This window comes from Kitasatospora putterlickiae, assembly GCF_039527695.1.
Classification (GTDB): domain Bacteria; phylum Actinomycetota; class Actinomycetes; order Streptomycetales; family Streptomycetaceae; genus Kitasatospora; species Kitasatospora putterlickiae.
The window spans coordinates 1-15,397 of the sequence record NZ_BAAAKJ010000340.1 but is presented as its reverse complement, the minus strand read 5'-3'; the positions used below and the strand labels follow the sequence as shown (position 1 = coordinate 15,397).

Below are 15,397 nucleotides of genomic sequence, written 5' to 3'. Positions count from 1 at the left end.
GTCGGCGGCGGTGACGCCGTGGTGCTCGTCATCGCGGGCGCCGGACAGCACGGCGTCGAGGAGGCCGGGGTAGCGGGCGTCGAGGTCCTCGCGGCGCAGGCGCAGCAGGTTCTCCCGGCCGGAGGGCAACTGGTGGATGACGCCGCTGTCGCGCAGCACCCGCCAGTGGTGCGTCATCGTCGACTTGGCGGTGACGCCGATCGCGGTGAGCACGCTCCCGCAGTTGTGCGCCCCGCCGCCGTCCAGGACACGGACGGCGGAGAGCCGGACGGGGTTGCCGAGGGCGGTCAGGACGTGCTCGACCCGGATCTGCTCGCGGGCGGGGTGGCGGTAGCTCATTGTCCCACCGTAACGCGACGGTTGACGGGGCCGTCCGGCTCCGCCAGCCCCCTGCCGCACCCCGGGGCCGTGCGGGTGCGGCAGGGGAGGGGCGTCAGGAGTGGATGCCCTGGCCCGGGGTCAGGATCCCGGCCGGGTCGAAGCGGTGCTTGGCGGCCACCGCGCGCCCCCACCGCGCGCCGTAGTGGCGGCGCCACTCGGCGCGCGTGACGTCCGGGATCGCGCCGATCAGGTACCGCTTGCCGCCCAGCGACACCGCGAGGTCGTACAGCCGGCGGTTGCGGCGCAGCGCGGCGGCGTGGTCGGCACCCGGGAACGGGAAGGACAGCAGGTCGAAGTGGAAGCCGACCAGCTCGTCCGGCATCACGGTCATCGGGCGGGTGATCACGTCGGTGCGGAACGGGTAGAAGAGCAGCAGGCCGGCGCCCAGGTCCTCCGGCGTCAGCAGCGCGACGGCCTCGCGCATGAACGCCTCGGTGGTCGAGGCGGGCAGGAACAGGCTCATCCACGGCTTGGGCTGCGACCAGAGGCCGGCCGCCTGGAGGTACCCGGCGAAGGCGTCCACCCGGAACGCGTACTCGCGCGCCGTCTGGTCCAGGAACGTCGTCTCGGCCGGCAGGCAGCGCAGACCGCGCACCAGCGCCTCCCGGTCCGGGGCGGCCGTGCCGTCGTAGTGGACGACACCCTCGACCTTGTACTTCCAGCCGGTGCCGGCGGCGTTGCGCGCGACGTCGCCGACGTGCAGGTCGAAGCGCCGCTCCAGCATCAGCTTCTCGTGGTCCGCGAGGTAGTCGGCCAGGTCGTCGTAGAACAGGCTGAGCACCAGCGCGCGCTCGCGGGCCGGCTCCAGGCGCAGGGTGGCCCGCACGATGAGGCCGGCCTGCCCGCCGCCGCCGAGCACCGCGTCGAACAGCTCGCGGTTGGCGCTCGCCGAGGCGGTCACCAGCTCGCCGGTGCCGGTGACCACGTCCACCGACTCGACGGTGTCCACCTGGAAGCCGTGGCGCTGCACACCGCCGCCGATGCCGCCGACGGCCAGCGTGCCGCCGACCGACAGGTGCAGGTAGTCCGTCAGGCTGGGCGGCAGCCAGCCCTGGGCGAGGGCGGTGTCGGTCAGCTGCGCCCAGGTGACGCCGGCCTCGACCACGGCGCGGCCGTGGGCGATCCGGAGGATCCGGTTCAGCCCGCGCGAGTCGATCGCGACACCGCCGCGCGCGGTGGCCTGGCCGTAGCTGGAGTGCGACTCCAGCTCGGCCGGGCCGCCGGTGCCGCTCTGGCCGTTCATCGCGACCGGGATGCGGTGCCGGCGGGCGAAGGCGGTCAGGGCGGCGACGTCGTTCACCGAGCCCGGGTGCAGGACGGCGCGCGGCGCGGCCGTCACCAGGTGGCCGAAGTCCCCGCCGAACCGGGCCAGGGTCTCGGCGTCGGCCACCAGGGTCCCGTCCAGCGGGGGCAGTGCGGCGAGGGCGTCGTCGGCCGCGTCGGCGGGGGCTTCGGGCGCTCCGGCGGGGGCCTCCACGGCCCAGGAGCGGCCCACGGTGTTCCACCCGATGACGGTGGCCGCCGCGCCGACGATCACGCTGCGGCGGGGCAGGGCTGACTTGCTCATTACAGATATCTCCGATCAATCGTCATATGAGCAGTGTTGTATCTCAGTCGGCACGTACACGCGCAACAGGCCCGACCTGAACGGTTCGGTGACGGTCGGTGGGGAGCGCGGGGCCGCACCCACCCCTTGGCTGAGGAATGGTCTAAGCCATTGGCCGGAAACCCTGTTGTCCGGCCCTGATGATCGGGAGAGGGTGGAGGCGTCGGGATCAAGCGCCGACACCGAGGGCGAGCTGGGCCTGGGAGAGCCCAAGGGCCTGTAAAGCCCCCGCTTCGGCTGTGGTGGTTCGAATCCATCCTCGCCCACCTCGGACCGCCCCGGGCCGGAACCACGGTCCGGGGCGGCGGCGTTCGCGCGGCCCGGCGGTACCGGGACCGGCACCCGCCCGCGTGGTACTCGCGGCGGCCGATAGGCTCGGCCGCATGTTCGTTCTGGAGCTGACCTACACCGCGCCGATCGAGCGCGTCGACGCCCTGCTGCCCGCCCACGCGGAGTGGCTCGGCGGCCACTACGCGGCGGGCGTCTTCCTGGCCTCCGGCCGCAAGGTGCCGCGCGACGGCGGCGTCATCATCGCCACCGGGGAGGACCGGGCGGCGGTCGAGGCGATCGCGCGCACCGACCCGTTCGCCGTCGCGGGGGTCGTCGAGTACCGCGTGACGGAGTTCCTCGCCACCACCGTCGCCCCCGCCCTGGAGACCCACCGGCAGCAGCTCCCCGCCTGACCACCTACCTGATCATCGGCCCGATCGCCCACCGGGCCCGGCCGGCGGCGTGCCCACGCCCCGGACGGGCCCGCCCCGGTTCGGCGACCGGTCGTGCACTGGCTACGATCGGTGAGCACGGGGCAAGGAAGCGTCTGGCCACGGGCCGGCGCACGGCGAGAAATCCAGTGGGAGTAGACGATGGCACACGCACGGGCCGGGCAGCCGGCGCAGCCGGGCGACCTGGTGGACGTGGCGCGGCTGGTGACGGCGTACTACACGCTGCACCCGGACCCGGAGGAGCCGGGCCAGCGGGTCGCGTTCGGCACCTCGGGCCACCGCGGCTCCTCGCTGGACGCCGCGTTCAACGAGGACCACATCGCCGCCACCACCCAGGCGATCTGCGAGTACCGCGCCGCCCAGGGCATCACCGGCCCGCTGTTCCTCGGCGCCGACACCCACGCGCTGTCCGAGCCCGCCCGGGCCACCGCGGTCGAGGTGCTGGCGGCGAACGGCGTGACCGTCCTGCTGGACAGCGCCGACGGCTACACCCCGACCCCCGCCGTCTCGCACGCGATCCTGGCCCACAACCGGCGCAACCCGCAGTCGCTCGCCGACGGCATCGTGGTCACGCCCTCGCACAACCCGCCCCGCGACGGCGGCTTCAAGTACAACCCGCCGAGCGGCGGCCCGGCCGGCTCGGAGACCACCGGCTGGATCCAGGACCGCGCCAACGCCCTGATCCGCGAGGGCCTGCGCGGCGTCAAGCGGGTCCCGTACACCCGGGCCCTGGCCGCGGCCACCACCGGCCGGTACGACTACCTCACCACCTACACCGAGGACCTGGTCTCCGTCCTCGACCTGGACGCGGTCCGCGCGGCCGGTCTGCGGATCGGCGCCGACCCGCTGGGCGGCGCGTCCGTCGCCTACTGGGGCCGGATCGCCGAGACCCACCGCCTCGACCTGACCGTGGTCAACCCGGCCACCGACCCGACCTGGCGCTTCATGACGCTGGACTGGGACGGCAAGATCCGGATGGACTGCTCCTCGCCCGCCGCGATGGCCTCGCTGATCGCCCGCCGCGACGAGTACGCCATCGCCACCGGCAACGACGCCGACGCCGACCGGCACGGCATCGTCACCCCGGACGGCGGCCTGATGAACCCCAACCACTACCTCGCCGTGGCCGTCGACTACCTCTACCGGCACCGCGCCGAGTGGCCCGTCGACGCGGCCGTCGGCAAGACGCTGGTGTCCTCCTCGATGCTCGACCGGGTCGCCGCCGACCTCAAACGGGAGCTGGTCGAGGTGCCGGTCGGCTTCAAGTGGTTCGTCGACGGCCTGCTGGAGGGCTCGATCGCCTTCGGCGGCGAGGAGTCGGCCGGCGCGTCGTTCCTGCGCCGCGACGGCGGGGTGTGGACCACGGACAAGGACGGCATCCTGCTGGCCCTGCTCGCCGCCGAGATCACCGCCGTGACCGGCCGCACGCCCAGCGAGTACTACGGCGACCTCACCGACCGCTTCGGTGCCCCCGCCTACGCCCGGGTGGACGCGCCGGCGGACCGCGAGCAGAAGGCGCTGCTGTCCCGGCTGTCGGCCGAGCAGGTCACGGCCGGCGACCTGGCGGGCGAGCCGGTCACCGCCGTGCTCACCGAGGCACCCGGCAACGGCGCGGCCATCGGCGGCATCAAGGTGTGCACCGAGAACGCCTGGTTCGCCGCCCGCCCGTCCGGCACCGAGGACGTCTACAAGATCTACGCCGAGTCCTTCCGCGGCCCCGAGCACCTCGCCCGGGTCCAGGAGGAGGCGCGCACCCTGGTCAACGAGGTGCTCGCCGGTCCGGCCGGCGCCTGATCCGCGCGCCCTTCGCTGGAGCGGCCGCGGCCCCTGGGGACCAAGTCCCCGGGGCCGCGGCCGCTGGTGGGTAACGGTGCCCCGCCCGCCGCCGGTTCAGGCCCGGTTCAGGGTGCGGCTGATGCCCGCCAGCACCGCCGTCGTGAGGAGCCAGCCGAGGGCGGTCAGCGAGTAGCCGAACCACTGCCGCGCCCCGGTCCAGTACCAGGCGGTGCGCTGGCCGAGCCCGCCGATCGGGATGAGCAGGTCGAGGGTGTAGACGAGGGGGTTGAAGGGGATGCCCTCGCCGGGCTTGACCTGGAGGGGCGCGCCGTGGCGGAAGACGAGGGTGCCGAGCAGGGCGAGGCCGCCCAGCCACAGCACGGCCTGCCAGGGGCGGTAGCCGTACCCGACGGTGGCGTCCAGCAGCCGGCCCCAGAGCCGGCCCGGCAGGCCGAGGGTGCGGCGGCGCCGGCGCTGCTTCTCCAGGAGCACCCGGCGGGCGTCGTCGTCGTGGCCGATCTTCCGGTACCAGGCGGCGAGTTGCTCGTAGGGCTGGGGGGAGTAGCCGGGCAGCGAGGCCAGCCAGGCCAGGCGGTGGGCGACGGGTTCGGGGGCGGCGGCGTCGCTCTGGAGGGAGGTGTAGGCGAAGCCGTCGAGGCGGGTGTCGGCGGGCCAGCTGCGGGCGTTGTCGTGCAGGACGGCGGTCTGCGCGTCCTGGAGGTCGACGGCGCCGTCCGGGGTGGCGGCGGGCGTGAGCTGGAGGTCTCCGGCGGTCAGCCGCTTGCCGTCCAGGGCCACCGCGCCGCTACCGTCCAGGACGGCGGTGTCGAGCGAGAGCCTGCTGCGGATCGCGGCTCCGGGCAGCCGGATCGAGCCGACGGCCGTGAAGCCGCCGGCCAGGACGAGGGTGGAGGCGCTGAGGTCGTCGCCGGTGAGCGCGTCGCCGCCGGGGTTGTCGATCCGGGCCCGTTCCATGAACAGGCCGCCGTTGAACCGGGCACCGACCAGTCGCAGGCCGCCGCGCGCGTGGAAGCCCTTGCGGGCGAAGCAGCCGCCGTCCATCACCAGGCCGCCGGCCCACAGCGCCCAGACGCCAGGGGCGCGGGCCGGGTCGGGCTCGCCGACGTCGAGCAGTTCGGTGGCGGTGAGCCGGGCGCCGCTGAGCCGCAGTTCGCCGGTGATGTGCGCGCGGGTGAGGGTGAGCCGTCCGTCGAGGACCGACTGCTCGAAGAAGAGGTTGCCGTCGACCTTGAGCAGCCACCCGTCGAGCCCGGGGATGCGGCAGCCGCTGAGGCTGGTGGACCTCAGCGTGGCGTCCCGCAGCACCACCTGTTCCTCGAAGTGGCAGCCTTCGAGGCGCAGTTCGCCGGCCGCCGTCAGACCGCGCAGGTCGAGGCGGCCGGTGACGCGGGCCCCGATCAGGTGCAGCACGCGGACCGGGCCGACCGGTCCGTCGGCGCCGAGCAGGGCGGTGGCTATCGCCTCGGCGCGCACCGTGCGCTCGTCACCCCAGGCCGCCCCGCCGGTCGGGTCGTCCTCGGCGGGGTCGCCGCCGGTGCGCAGGTCGACCGTCGCGCCCGTGGCGCAGGCGTCCCAGACCCGCTGCTCAGGCCCGGTCAGGTCCTGGTACGTCAGCATCCCGCCCCCCTCGGTCGGTGATCGTTCGCGGACCGCAGCCTAGCGTCCGGGGGCGGCGTCATCCTCCGCGATTACCTGACGATCCGTTGATCGGATGGATCCTGGGTGTCGGCGCTGCTGACCCGCCGCCTCCCCGTTGGTAGGTTGGCTCGCCGAGCCGATCCGCATCGTCATCGCCCGGGGGACACGTTGAGCCAGCCGCCGCAGTACCCGTACGGCCCGAACGACCCGTACCAGCAGTCGCCGCCGATGCCCCAGCAGCCGCCCGTGCCGCCGCAGCAACCCCCGCCGCACCAGCCGCCTTTGCCGCCGCAGCAACCGCCGGCCTACGGCACCCCGCAGCCGTTCCCCGCTCAGCCCTATCCGGGCCAGCCGTACCCGGCCCAGCCCTACCCGGCGCAGCCGTATCCGGCGCAGCCGTATCCGGGCGGGCCCGGACTGTACGCGCCCCCGCGCACCTCCGGCAGCCCGGGGGGCGCGTTCGTCCTCGGGTTCGTCGCCTCGGTGGTCGTGGCGGCGATCTACAGCGCGATCGCCGTCTTCACGTTCGACGACTACGAGTCCAGGACCACCGTGCACACGTACTACCTGGTGCACGCCTTCCTCAACGGGGCGGTGGTGGGCCTGCTGGTGGGACTGGTCGGCCGCCGCAGCCCGGGGGCCTGGATCGCGGGCGCCGTGGTGGCCGTGCTCGGCGCCTTCTTCGGCTACGTCAACGCGATTCCGTTCATGGTGCTCCGGGACAGCGGGGTCGACGGCCTGGAGTACATGCTGGAGAACGAGCCCTTCGGCCCGGTCAAGGGGTGGTGGGGCGGTTGGGACGGCACCGAGTGGATCTCCCTGCTGGGTCTGGCGATCGCCGCGCTGGCGGCCTGGGGCACCGCCTTCCTGACGGGCCGCAACCGCCGCTGAGCCGGGCGTCGGTGGACCGGGCCGCCGCTGAGCCGGGCCGCTGCGCGCTGCTCAGCGGATGTCGGGTCTGGCCGCGTAGACCAGCTTGACGGGGGAGTCCAGGGGCACCACCGTCTCCGCCGCCGGGTCGGTGCGCAGGGCCTGGTTGACGGGCCTGCTCTGGTCCAGGGCGCCGACGGCGGTGACGTTGGTGAAGTGGAGGTCCCGGAGGAACTTCTCGGCGTCGGCGCGGGTGAGGCCCGCGACGTCGGGGACCGGGGCCCGGCCGTCGGAGACCCGGAGGACGACGGAGGAGCCGGCCGGCACCTCGAAGCCGGCGGCGGGCTCGGTGCCGAGGACCTGGAGGGCGGGCACCTTGCCGGGGGCGACGGTCCGGGTGGTGGAGCGCAGGCCGAGGTCCTTGAGCTTCGCCTCGGCGGCCGACTGGCCGAGGCCGGCCAGCGGGGGGAGCACGACGGTGCGGGGCGTGGGTGTCGGTGTGGGCGTCGGGGTCGGGGTCGGCGGGGTGGTCCGGCGGGTCGGCGTCGGTGTGGGCGTGGTCTTGACCTTGCCGGTGGGCGAGGTGGCCGGGGCCGAACTCACCGGCGGGGAGGCGGTGTCACCGGACGCGCCCGGGGAGCCGCCGTCGTCCCGGCCGCGTCCGAGCACCACGACGACCGCGACGAGCACCGCCACGACCGCCACCAGCACGGCGATCACCAGCGGTCCGCAACCCCCGCCGGTCCGCCGGTCCGGCGGCTGCGGGCGCCCCGGGGACGGCTGCCGGCCGACCCGGCCCCGCCCGTCCGGACCCCCGCTCCCGTGACCGCTCCCGTCCGTGTTCCCGTTCCACGGACGCCCGTCACCGCCGTCGCCCGGATCGACGTCCAGCCGCCCGGGCACGTCCACCGCGAACGCCGCGCAGGCCGCGCCCTGGTGGGCCGAGACCGCGGCCACCCGCAGGGCCACCCCGAACCGCGAGTGCCGCGCACCCTGCACCTGCCCCGCCGCGCCGGCCCCGGGGACGCCGAACCGGGACGCGATGTCCAGGCCGAGGCCGGCGAGGTCGAACGGCACCGTGTACCGCAGCTCGATCCGGCGGGTCGCGCCGACGGGCAGCGCCGCCTCGACGGCCCGCCGGTCGAAGTCCAGCCGCCCCTCGACGGGTTCGACCGGTTCGACGTGGAAGCCGGTCGGGCGCGGACCGGCGTTGTGGATGAGCAGATCCAGGGTGACCGTGCCTCCGGCGGTCCCGAAACGGCGCGGCGGCTCGCACCACGCCCGCACCCCCGCGTCCGGCCCCGCCCGCAGATCGGTGCCGCAGTACTCGCCGGGGCAGTAGTGGTCGAGCCGCTCGGCACCGTCCGTACGGCTGCCGCACAGTTCGCAGTAGAGCGCCATGCTCCCCTCCCCGGTCCCGGTCGGGCGCCGACCCGCCCCGGGGTTACCCGGTCACCCGCCGGAGGAACCACCGCCGCCGCCACCGGGACCGCCCCGTGACCGGTCGACCGCTGACCCGTCACCTGCGGTCCCCGCCGCCGACCGCCGTCAGGGCGCCGCCCCGGCGGTCGCGGGCCGTTCGGCGTCCCCGAAGCGGGCCAGGGTGAGCGCCCCGAACACCGCCGCCGCGAAGCCCGCCACCGCCAGCGGCTCGAAGTCGTGCCGGGTGTGGTCGCCGAGCAGCAGCACGCCGACCACGGCCGGACCCAGCGTCTCGCCGAGCACCATGGCCGCCGTCGCCGCCGTGACCGACCCGTTCTGCATCGCCCAGGTCAGCGCGGCGAACCCGCCCAACCCGGCGAACGCGACGGCGTAGGCGGCCGGTTCGGTCAGCAGGCCCGGCAGCCCGGCGTCCGGCAGGACCCGCACGGCGACGCCGATCACACCGAACTGCAGCCCGGCCACCAGCCCCAGCAACGGGGCCCGCCGGCTCCCGCCGAACCGGACGACCACCCAGCCGGCGCCGATCAGCAGCACCGCGACGAGCAGCACACCGAGCCGCAGCGCCGGGGTGCCGTGGCCGGGGCCGTCACGCCCGGCGCTGACGGCGAGCACGCACAGCCCCACGCACACCGCCGCAACCCCGGCCCACTCACCGCGCCGCAGCCGCACGTTCAGCACCCGGGACGCGCCGACCGCGGTCACGGCGAGCGCCGAGGCGAGCACCGCCTCCACCTCGTACAGCGGCAGCCGGTCCAGCGCCAGGAGTTCGGCACCGAACCCGAGCATGTCCATCCCCACCCCCGCGAGGAACGGCCACTGCCGGAACGCCCCCGCCAGTGCGGCCGCCCCGCCGGGCCGCCGCCCGGCCGCGGCACGACGGGCCCCGACCGCCTGGAGCACGGTCGCGGACCCGGTGAGCAGGGCGGCGGCCAACGCCGCGAGCAGGCCGAAGGACATGCGCCGACCGTACGGCCCACCCCGCCCACGGCCCGATCGGCGCGCCGGGTCGGGTGTCGGAGCGGGGTTCTAGAGTGCGGTGTGGGTTTTTCCGGGATGAGGGGAGTTCCCATGGGCGGGGACCTGGGGTTGGACGCGTTGCGGGCGGACGGCTCATGGCGGTTCGGCTGGTCCGACGGGTACCTCGACGAGGCGGCGTTCCGGCTGGCGCCCGGCGACCCGTCGCGACGGCGGGAGCTGGTGGAACGCCTCCTGACGGAGCGTCCGGACGGTGATCCGGTGGACGTCGACGACCCCGAGCAGTGGGAGGGCGTCCTGATCGCCGCCCTGCTCACCCACCCCGCGAGCCACCGCCTGCGCGCCCTCGACCTGCGGCTCACCGACTACCACCACTCCGCCGAGCGGGCCGCCACCGCGCTCGCCGGCGCGACCCGGCCCCGGCTGGAACGGCTGTCGTTCGGTTACGGCTTCGAGTACCTCTTCGAGCACGGCGAGGGCTCGGCGGGCACCCGTATCAACCCGATGGACCACTACGGCGACGGGCTGGTGCGGACGGAGATCTGGGAGGCGCTGCCCGCCCTGCGGACCCTGGAACTGGAGGGCGCGTTCCTGTTCCCCTGCCTGGACCACGACGGCCTGACCCGGCTGCGAACCCGGGGCGCCGTGATCTCCGACGGCTCGGCCTTCCTCCCGGGGCGGCTCCCCGCGCTGACGTCCCTGGAGCTGGAACTGGAGTGCGACGTCTTCGGCGTCGCCTGCTCGGTGGACCAGCTGGACGAACTCGCGCTCATGGCGGACCGGTACCCGAACCTCAGGAACCTGGACCTGGGGAGAGTGGAGTTCGACATCGGGTCGGCCGAGGTGCTGGCGGCCCTCGCGGACTCGCCGCTGCTGGCGCGGCTGGAGGCGTTGACGGTCCGGGATCTGGAGATATCCAAAGATCAACTGAAGCGCTTGGCGCCGAAGTTCGCCCATCTTACCCTGCGAGTGGCGGGCATCGTCGATGTCGAGGGCGCGGACGGGGAGGAGGTGCGGCGGTTGCTGCCGGCACTCGCCTGACGCCTCCCGGCAGGCCCGCGCACGCGGGGATGGTGCTGTTGAGGAGCACGCCGGCTCCACCGGGCGGATGTGCTCCCGCAGGTGTGTTGTGGGTGGGCGCCTTGGGGGCGTCAGTCGTCGAGGGGGGTGGTGGCGGTGGAGGTGTCGCGGGTGCGGTCGCGGGGGGTGCGGCAGGGGAGGTGGCGGGTGAGGGCGTCGCTGTAGTTGGCGGCGGCCATTCGTTGGAGCAGGGCGGCCAGGCGGGTGATGAGTGGGCGCAGCCGGGCCCGCAGGGCGGCGTCGGCGCGGGCGTCGAGGCGCTCGATGGCGGAGCAGAGGCGGGTGACGAGGCGTGCGGTACCGCGAACGGCGCGGCGGAGGTGGCTCACGCGAGTGCAACCGGTCCGTCACCCGCCCGGTTCCGGCCCGGGGCCGGGTGGCCGATGGCAGAGGCCCGGCCGCGCGCCCGGCGCGCCCGGTCCGCGCCCCGCGCGGCGTAGCGCGTCCGGGGTGTTGCCGCACCAGCGGCGGACGGCCCGGCGCAGGGCGCGGGCGTCCGCGTAGCCGGTGCGTGCCGCGATCGCGTCGATGGTGAGGTCGGTGGTCCGCAGCAGCCGGGTGATCCGGGTGCGGCGCAGCGCCTCGGCCTCACCGCTCCAGGTGGTGCCGTGCTCGTCCAGGCGGCCGGGACCCTGTGGATCCACACGGGTACGGGAACGCTCAACGGCAACGCCACCTTCGCGGCGGCGGTGAAGAGCGGCTGGGGCTTCTCCACCACGGACGCCATGATCTGACCCCAGGGTCCCTGGATCCCAGGGTCCCCACGGAGCAGGAGCAGGAAGTCGGCCGGTCCGACTTCCTGCTCCTGTTTCCGTTTCGGCGTGCGGATTCGGTCACCTGACGGAATCTCGGTCGGACGAAGCGCCGAGACTGGTCGTGGCACCCCGGTCCGGGGGAACGGGGTGCCACCCGGGGTGACTCTCAGGGACGCGAACGACAGGCAATGGCCATGTCATTTGTTACAAGATGTGCCGAGTGTCTCCACCGTTGCCCCTGGAGCCCTACCATCCTGCGCGGGGGTGCCGGAGGCCCGTTCCGCTGCCCCACCCGTGCGTCCTGCGTCGCCGTAACTCCCTTGTGAGGACACGTGTCTGACTGGTCGTTGGCGATTGACTTCGGTACCTGCTTCACCACTGCGGCCGTGCGCGTCGAGGGCAGTGCCGCGGCGGCGGTGGAGATCGAGAACAGTCGCTATCTGCCTTCCCTGGTCTGCCTGGACGACGGCGGCCGCCTGCTCACCGGCCGGGCCGCCGTCCAGCTCGCGGCGCAGTGGCCGGAGCGCGCCGAGCGGCACCCCAAGCGGGCGCTGCTGCGGCAGGAGGCCGTACTGCTGGACGACCGCGAGAAGGCCACCGTCGACCTGGCGGCCGCCGTGCTCGCCCGGGCGGCGGACGAGGCGCGGGCGCAGCGGGGCGGGACGGCGCCGGGGCGCGTCGTGCTCACCCACCCCGCGGACTGGTCGCCGGCCGATCTGGACCGGCTGGTCGAGGCGGCCCGGCGGGCCGGGCTGGACGCGCCGGAGCTGTTGCCCGAGCCGGTGGCCGCCGCGCGTTTCCACGCGGCGGACGCCCAGGTGCGCGGTGACGCGCCGATCGCCGTCTACGACCTCGGCGGCGGGACCGTGGACATCGCGGTGCTCCGTCGGCAGGCGGACGGCTTCCAGGCCGTCGCGGTGGCCGGGAACCCGGACTTCGGCGGCCGCGACCTCGACCAGGCCCTGTTCGAACTGCTCCGCGACCGGGCGCTCGACCTCGACCCCGGGCCGTGGGGGCGGCTCCAGGCCGACCGGACGCCCGCCGGAGCCCATCAACGGGCTCTGCTCGCCCGCGAGTTGACCCTCGCCAAGGAATCCCTGTCGAAGACCGGCACGGTGTACCTCACGGTGCCCGGCTATCCGGACCGGTTCGTGGTCCAGGGCGGCGAGTACCGTCAGGCCGTCGCGCCCGCGCTGACCGCCTCGGTCGGGCTGCTGGAGCGGACCGTCGCCCGGGCCGGTCTGACGACGGCCGAGCTGGGGGCCGTGGTGCTCTGCGGAGCGGCCGGCCAGACGCCGCCGGTGGCCGATCTGATCGCCGCCTGGCTGGGCCGGTCGCCCGACCTGGCCGACGACCCGAAGGCCGTCGTGGCCCTCGGCGCGCTCACCGATCCGCCCGCCCGGGCCGACACCGGCGACGAGGAGGACGGTACGCGGACCCCCGCCGCGTCCGGCCGCTGGACGGTTGCCCACTACCCCGACGAGGTCGACCCCGAACTCTGGTTCTGAGCCCGCGCCCACCGGACGAACCGCCGCACCGCGCCCCGCCCTGCCCGAAAACGGACCGCCCGCCCGGGGAGCCCGGCCCGCGAGAACCGCGAGGGAACCGCATGGACATCGTGATGCTCGGCCACAGTGCGGCCGGCAAGACCAGCTACCTCTCCCTGATGTACGCCGCCATGTGCGACGGCGTCGAGGGCATGACCCTGCGCACCGAAGACCGCGACGCCCACCGTTCGCTGCTCGCCGACGCCCGCGCCATCCTGCGCGGACGCTACCCCCGGGCCAGCGACCGGCCCCGCTGCTACGAGTTCGTGCTCTGCCACGAGGGCGACGGGATCTTCCCGTTCCGCTGGACCGACCACCGCGGCGGCGCGCTCACCGAGCACCGGCGCTCCAGCCCGCAGGCCGCGCGGCTGCACGACGACCTGGTCGCGGCGGACGGCATCGTGCTCTTCGTCGACGCGCTCCGCCTGGACACCGACCCGGAGGCGGCCGAGGACATCCGCCGGCTGGTCGTCCGCGTCCACCAGGCGGTCGCCGACCGGGAGGAGAGCGTGACACCGCTGGTGATCGCCCTCACCAAGACCGACCTGGTCGACCTCGGCGCCCCCGACGCGGAGGAGCGCTTCATCGGCCCGTTCCTGCCGCTGATCGAGGCCGTCCAGGAGACCCGGCACATCCAGGGGGCGTTCATCCCGCTGGTCTGCGGGCCGGAGCCGGAGGGAGTGGCGCTGCCCGTGCTGTGGACCCTCCGGTTCGGCATCATCGGCCGGGCCATGGAGCTGTCCGCCTCGATCGACAGCCTGATGGCCTCCGCCCGGCACGCCGACCAGCGCGACACGCTCTGGGACCGGATCAGCAGCTGGTGGGAGGACGAACCGTCCTGGGCCTCCATCCGCGACCGCGACCGCTCCTTGGCGGCCGGTGAACTGGCCCGCCTGGAACCGCTGGTGGAACCGGCCGACCGGCTCGGCGAGCTGCTGGAGGACGTGCTCTCGTTCTGAACCGCCGCCCCTGACACCTCCACCCACCACCCCGCGAGACGAAGGACACCGCGCCATGACGGTCCCCACCCTCACCCTCACCCTGCTCGGGGCCAGCGGCTCCGGCAAGACCGCCTACCTGCACGGCATGTACAACCGCCTCTCGATGGGCGTGCAGGGCTACTACCTCTACACCACCGACCCCGACCTCGATCTCGACCTCGCCGAGGACTGGGCCCGGCTGCGCCGCACCGGCGCGATGCCCAAGGCCACCTCGGAGCGGCCGATCTCCTACGAGTTCGTGTTCCGCCGGGGCATGCGCGACCTGATGACGATCGACTGCGTCGACTTCCGTGGCAACGCCGCCCTGGACCGCCGGGGAGCCGCCGACGACGTCGCGCTGCTGGAGGACCGGCTGATGCGCTCCGACAGCATCGTCCTGGCGCTGGACTCCGAGCACGTGGCCGAGTGGATCAAGGCCGGCGCGCCCGGCAACCTCGACCGGGACGACGACCCGATGGAGATCTCCCGGTTCAGCCGCGCGATCTCCCGGGTCTTCAGCACCCGCCTGGCGGACGGCGATCCGGTCCCGGGCGTGACCGTGCTGCTCACCAAGGCGGACCTGCTGGCCGAGCGCACCGGGCTGCGGGCCTCCGAGGCGCTCCAGACGGCCGGACGCAACCTCCCCAAGCTCGTGCCGGTGCTGGCCGGCGACGAGGCCGAGGGCGTCACGGTGGCGCTCTGCGCCGTACAGCTCGGCGACTTCGGCGCGGCGGGCGAGGCCACCGTGGACGCCAGCCGGATCGCTCCGAAGAACCTCCACCTGCCGATCATCTTCAGCCTCCGCCACTACCTGAGCGAGGGCATCGTGCGGAACCGGCAGGAGATGGGCCGGCTCGCCGAGAGCATCGACGCCTCGCGCGGCGAACTGGCCGCGCTCAGCCAGGGGTTGTTCGGCGGGCTGTTCAAGGGAGCGCAGAAGAACAGCGCCCGGCAGGAGATCGACCGGCTGCTCGGCAACAGCTCGGCGACCTCGGACGACCTGCGGCGGGCCCAGGAGCGCTGCCGTGAGCTGGACGAGGAACTGCGGGGCGTCGCCGTCTTCCGTGACGGCCGGCTGCTGACGGACTGAGGGGCGCACGCCATGACGAGGAACGCGACCGAAGGACCGCGGCCCGGGCGCGCCGCCGAACCGGCGGACGGCAACGCCCCCGTCGGCTGGTCGGCGGTGGTCTACGGCCGCACCCTGCGGGTCGACCAGTGGTGGCGGGCGCTGCCCGCCGGCGTCGACCGGCAGGGTCCGGTGGGGGACGCCGTACGCGCCGCCGTCGCCGGCGGGAACCGGCTGGAGTACGGCCCGCGCTACCTGCTGCACCGCGACGGGCGCGGGGTACTGGTCGGGGCCGCCTGTGAGCTGGGCCTGATCAGCCGGGAGATGGTGCAGGACCGTTTCGGCCGTCCGCTGTACGGATTCGTGGGCTGGTACCGGCCCGTCTCGGGCGACCCCGGCGGACGGATCCCCGCGCTCGCCGAGCTGGCCGGGCACCTGGCCGACTGGGCCGGGCCGGTCTACACCGAGTGGACCGCGCCGACCTGGGAGGCGGAGGGGCGGGAGGAGGCCGAGCCGTGGACCACCCGGCCGGCC

The 15,397-nt window shown here is 74.6% G+C and carries 15 protein-coding genes and 1 tRNA gene; 9 read left to right on the top strand and 7 right to left on the bottom strand.

The features are described 5' to 3' along the window. Both ABD308_RS31690 and ABD308_RS31685 read right to left on the bottom strand, forming a co-directional pair. Positions 1-339 (bottom strand): ArsR/SmtB family transcription factor (locus ABD308_RS31690; protein ID WP_344342720.1); only part of this gene is annotated, 339 nt, incomplete at its 3' end. A gap of 94 nt (positions 340-433) precedes the next feature. After that, entirely contained in the window at positions 434-1,948 is a 1,515-nt protein-coding gene (locus ABD308_RS31685; RefSeq protein WP_344342717.1) for an FAD-binding protein, read from the bottom strand. Between the two features lie 225 nt (positions 1,949-2,173). Here ABD308_RS31685 and ABD308_RS31680 point away from each other — a divergent pair. The 3 genes from ABD308_RS31680 to pgm all read left to right on the top strand — a co-directional run bounded on the left by ABD308_RS31680 (position 2,174) and on the right by pgm (position 4,503). After that, positions 2,174-2,253 (top strand) — tRNA-Tyr (locus tag ABD308_RS31680). A 117-nt stretch (positions 2,254-2,370) separates the two neighbouring features. Then, positions 2,371-2,670 (top strand): YciI family protein, encoded by a 300-nt coding sequence (locus ABD308_RS31675; RefSeq protein ID WP_344342713.1) that lies wholly within the window; start codon positions 2,371-2,373, stop codon positions 2,668-2,670. Between the two features lie 180 nt (positions 2,671-2,850). Beyond that, positions 2,851-4,503, top strand: coding sequence for a phosphoglucomutase (alpha-D-glucose-1,6-bisphosphate-dependent) (gene pgm, locus ABD308_RS31670; RefSeq protein ID WP_344342710.1), 1,653 nt, complete (start codon positions 2,851-2,853; stop codon positions 4,501-4,503). Between the two features lie 96 nt (positions 4,504-4,599). On the opposite strand, the gene ABD308_RS31665 is transcribed toward pgm, so the two are convergent. Further along, a complete protein-coding gene (locus ABD308_RS31665; protein ID WP_344342707.1) occupies positions 4,600-6,123 on the bottom strand; it encodes an oxidoreductase in 1,524 nt (507 codons plus the stop codon). A gap of 189 nt (positions 6,124-6,312) precedes the next feature. On the opposite strand from ABD308_RS31665, the gene ABD308_RS31660 reads away from it, so the two are divergent. Next, positions 6,313-7,035, top strand: coding sequence for a hypothetical protein (locus tag ABD308_RS31660; RefSeq protein ID WP_344342704.1), 723 nt, complete (start codon positions 6,313-6,315; stop codon positions 7,033-7,035). A gap of 51 nt (positions 7,036-7,086) precedes the next feature. Here ABD308_RS31660 and ABD308_RS31655 read toward each other — a convergent pair whose 3' ends face one another. Both ABD308_RS31655 and ABD308_RS31650 read right to left on the bottom strand, forming a co-directional pair. Beyond that, on the bottom strand, positions 7,087-8,415 hold the full coding sequence (locus tag ABD308_RS31655) for a PASTA domain-containing protein (protein WP_344342700.1): 1,329 nt from the start codon (positions 8,413-8,415) through the stop codon (positions 7,087-7,089). A 147-nt stretch (positions 8,416-8,562) separates the two neighbouring features. Continuing rightward, a complete protein-coding gene (locus tag ABD308_RS31650; RefSeq protein WP_344342697.1) occupies positions 8,563-9,414 on the bottom strand; it encodes a hypothetical protein in 852 nt (283 codons plus the stop codon). A 111-nt stretch (positions 9,415-9,525) separates the two neighbouring features. Here ABD308_RS31650 and ABD308_RS31645 point away from each other — a divergent pair, with 111 nt between their 5' ends. Further along, positions 9,526-10,473: a hypothetical protein gene (locus tag ABD308_RS31645; RefSeq protein WP_344342694.1), complete on the top strand. Its 948-nt coding sequence runs from the start codon at positions 9,526-9,528 to the stop codon at positions 10,471-10,473. Positions 10,474-10,583: 110 nt separating this feature from the next. Here the strand turns inward: ABD308_RS31645 and ABD308_RS31640 are convergent, their stop codons facing one another. Together ABD308_RS31640 and ABD308_RS31635 are read right to left on the bottom strand one after the other, a co-directional pair. After that, complete coding sequence (locus tag ABD308_RS31640) at positions 10,584-10,841, bottom strand: hypothetical protein (RefSeq protein WP_344342691.1); 258 nt, start codon at positions 10,839-10,841, stop codon at positions 10,584-10,586. 18 nt (positions 10,842-10,859) lie between these two features. After that, complete coding sequence (locus tag ABD308_RS31635; protein ID WP_344342688.1) at positions 10,860-11,156, bottom strand: helix-turn-helix domain-containing protein; 297 nt, start codon at positions 11,154-11,156, stop codon at positions 10,860-10,862. Between the two features lie 497 nt (positions 11,157-11,653). Between ABD308_RS31635 and ABD308_RS31630 the strand changes: the two genes are divergently transcribed. The 4 genes from ABD308_RS31630 to ABD308_RS31615 form a co-directional block, all read left to right on the top strand. Further along, positions 11,654-12,775 carry an Hsp70 family protein gene (locus ABD308_RS31630; RefSeq protein ID WP_344342685.1) on the top strand — a complete coding sequence of 374 codons (1,122 nt, stop codon included), beginning with the start codon at positions 11,654-11,656 and terminating at the stop codon, positions 12,773-12,775. A gap of 101 nt (positions 12,776-12,876) precedes the next feature. Continuing rightward, on the top strand, positions 12,877-13,773 hold the full coding sequence (locus tag ABD308_RS31625; RefSeq protein WP_344342683.1) for a TRAFAC clade GTPase domain-containing protein: 897 nt from the start codon (positions 12,877-12,879) through the stop codon (positions 13,771-13,773). A gap of 55 nt (positions 13,774-13,828) precedes the next feature. Then, positions 13,829-14,884, top strand: a complete 1,056-nt coding sequence (locus ABD308_RS31620) for a hypothetical protein (RefSeq protein ID WP_344342679.1) — start codon at positions 13,829-13,831, stop codon at positions 14,882-14,884. Between the two features lie 12 nt (positions 14,885-14,896). Beyond that, positions 14,897-15,397, top strand: a 501-nt coding sequence (locus tag ABD308_RS31615; protein ID WP_344342676.1) for a hypothetical protein, incomplete at its 3' end; no start/stop codon positions are given.

Excerpts from the sequence above, each read along its gene's own strand:
- pgm (WP_344342710.1), top strand. The coding sequence starts at position 2,851 with ATGGCACACGCACGGGCCGGGCAGCCGGCGCAGCCGGGCGACCTGGTG.
- ABD308_RS31655 (WP_344342700.1), bottom strand. The coding sequence starts at position 8,415 with ATGGCGCTCTACTGCGAACTGTGCGGCAGCCGTACGGACGGTGCCGAG.
- ABD308_RS31665 (WP_344342707.1), bottom strand. The coding sequence starts at position 6,123 with ATGCTGACGTACCAGGACCTGACCGGGCCTGAGCAGCGGGTCTGGGAC.
- ABD308_RS31625 (WP_344342683.1), top strand. The coding sequence starts at position 12,877 with ATGGACATCGTGATGCTCGGCCACAGTGCGGCCGGCAAGACCAGCTAC.
- ABD308_RS31685 (WP_344342717.1), bottom strand. The coding sequence starts at position 1,948 with ATGAGCAAGTCAGCCCTGCCCCGCCGCAGCGTGATCGTCGGCGCGGCG.
- ABD308_RS31650 (WP_344342697.1), bottom strand. The coding sequence starts at position 9,414 with ATGTCCTTCGGCCTGCTCGCGGCGTTGGCCGCCGCCCTGCTCACCGGG.
- ABD308_RS31675 (WP_344342713.1), top strand. The coding sequence starts at position 2,371 with ATGTTCGTTCTGGAGCTGACCTACACCGCGCCGATCGAGCGCGTCGAC.
- ABD308_RS31620 (WP_344342679.1), top strand. The coding sequence starts at position 13,829 with ATGACGGTCCCCACCCTCACCCTCACCCTGCTCGGGGCCAGCGGCTCC.
- ABD308_RS31645 (WP_344342694.1), top strand. The coding sequence starts at position 9,526 with ATGGGCGGGGACCTGGGGTTGGACGCGTTGCGGGCGGACGGCTCATGG.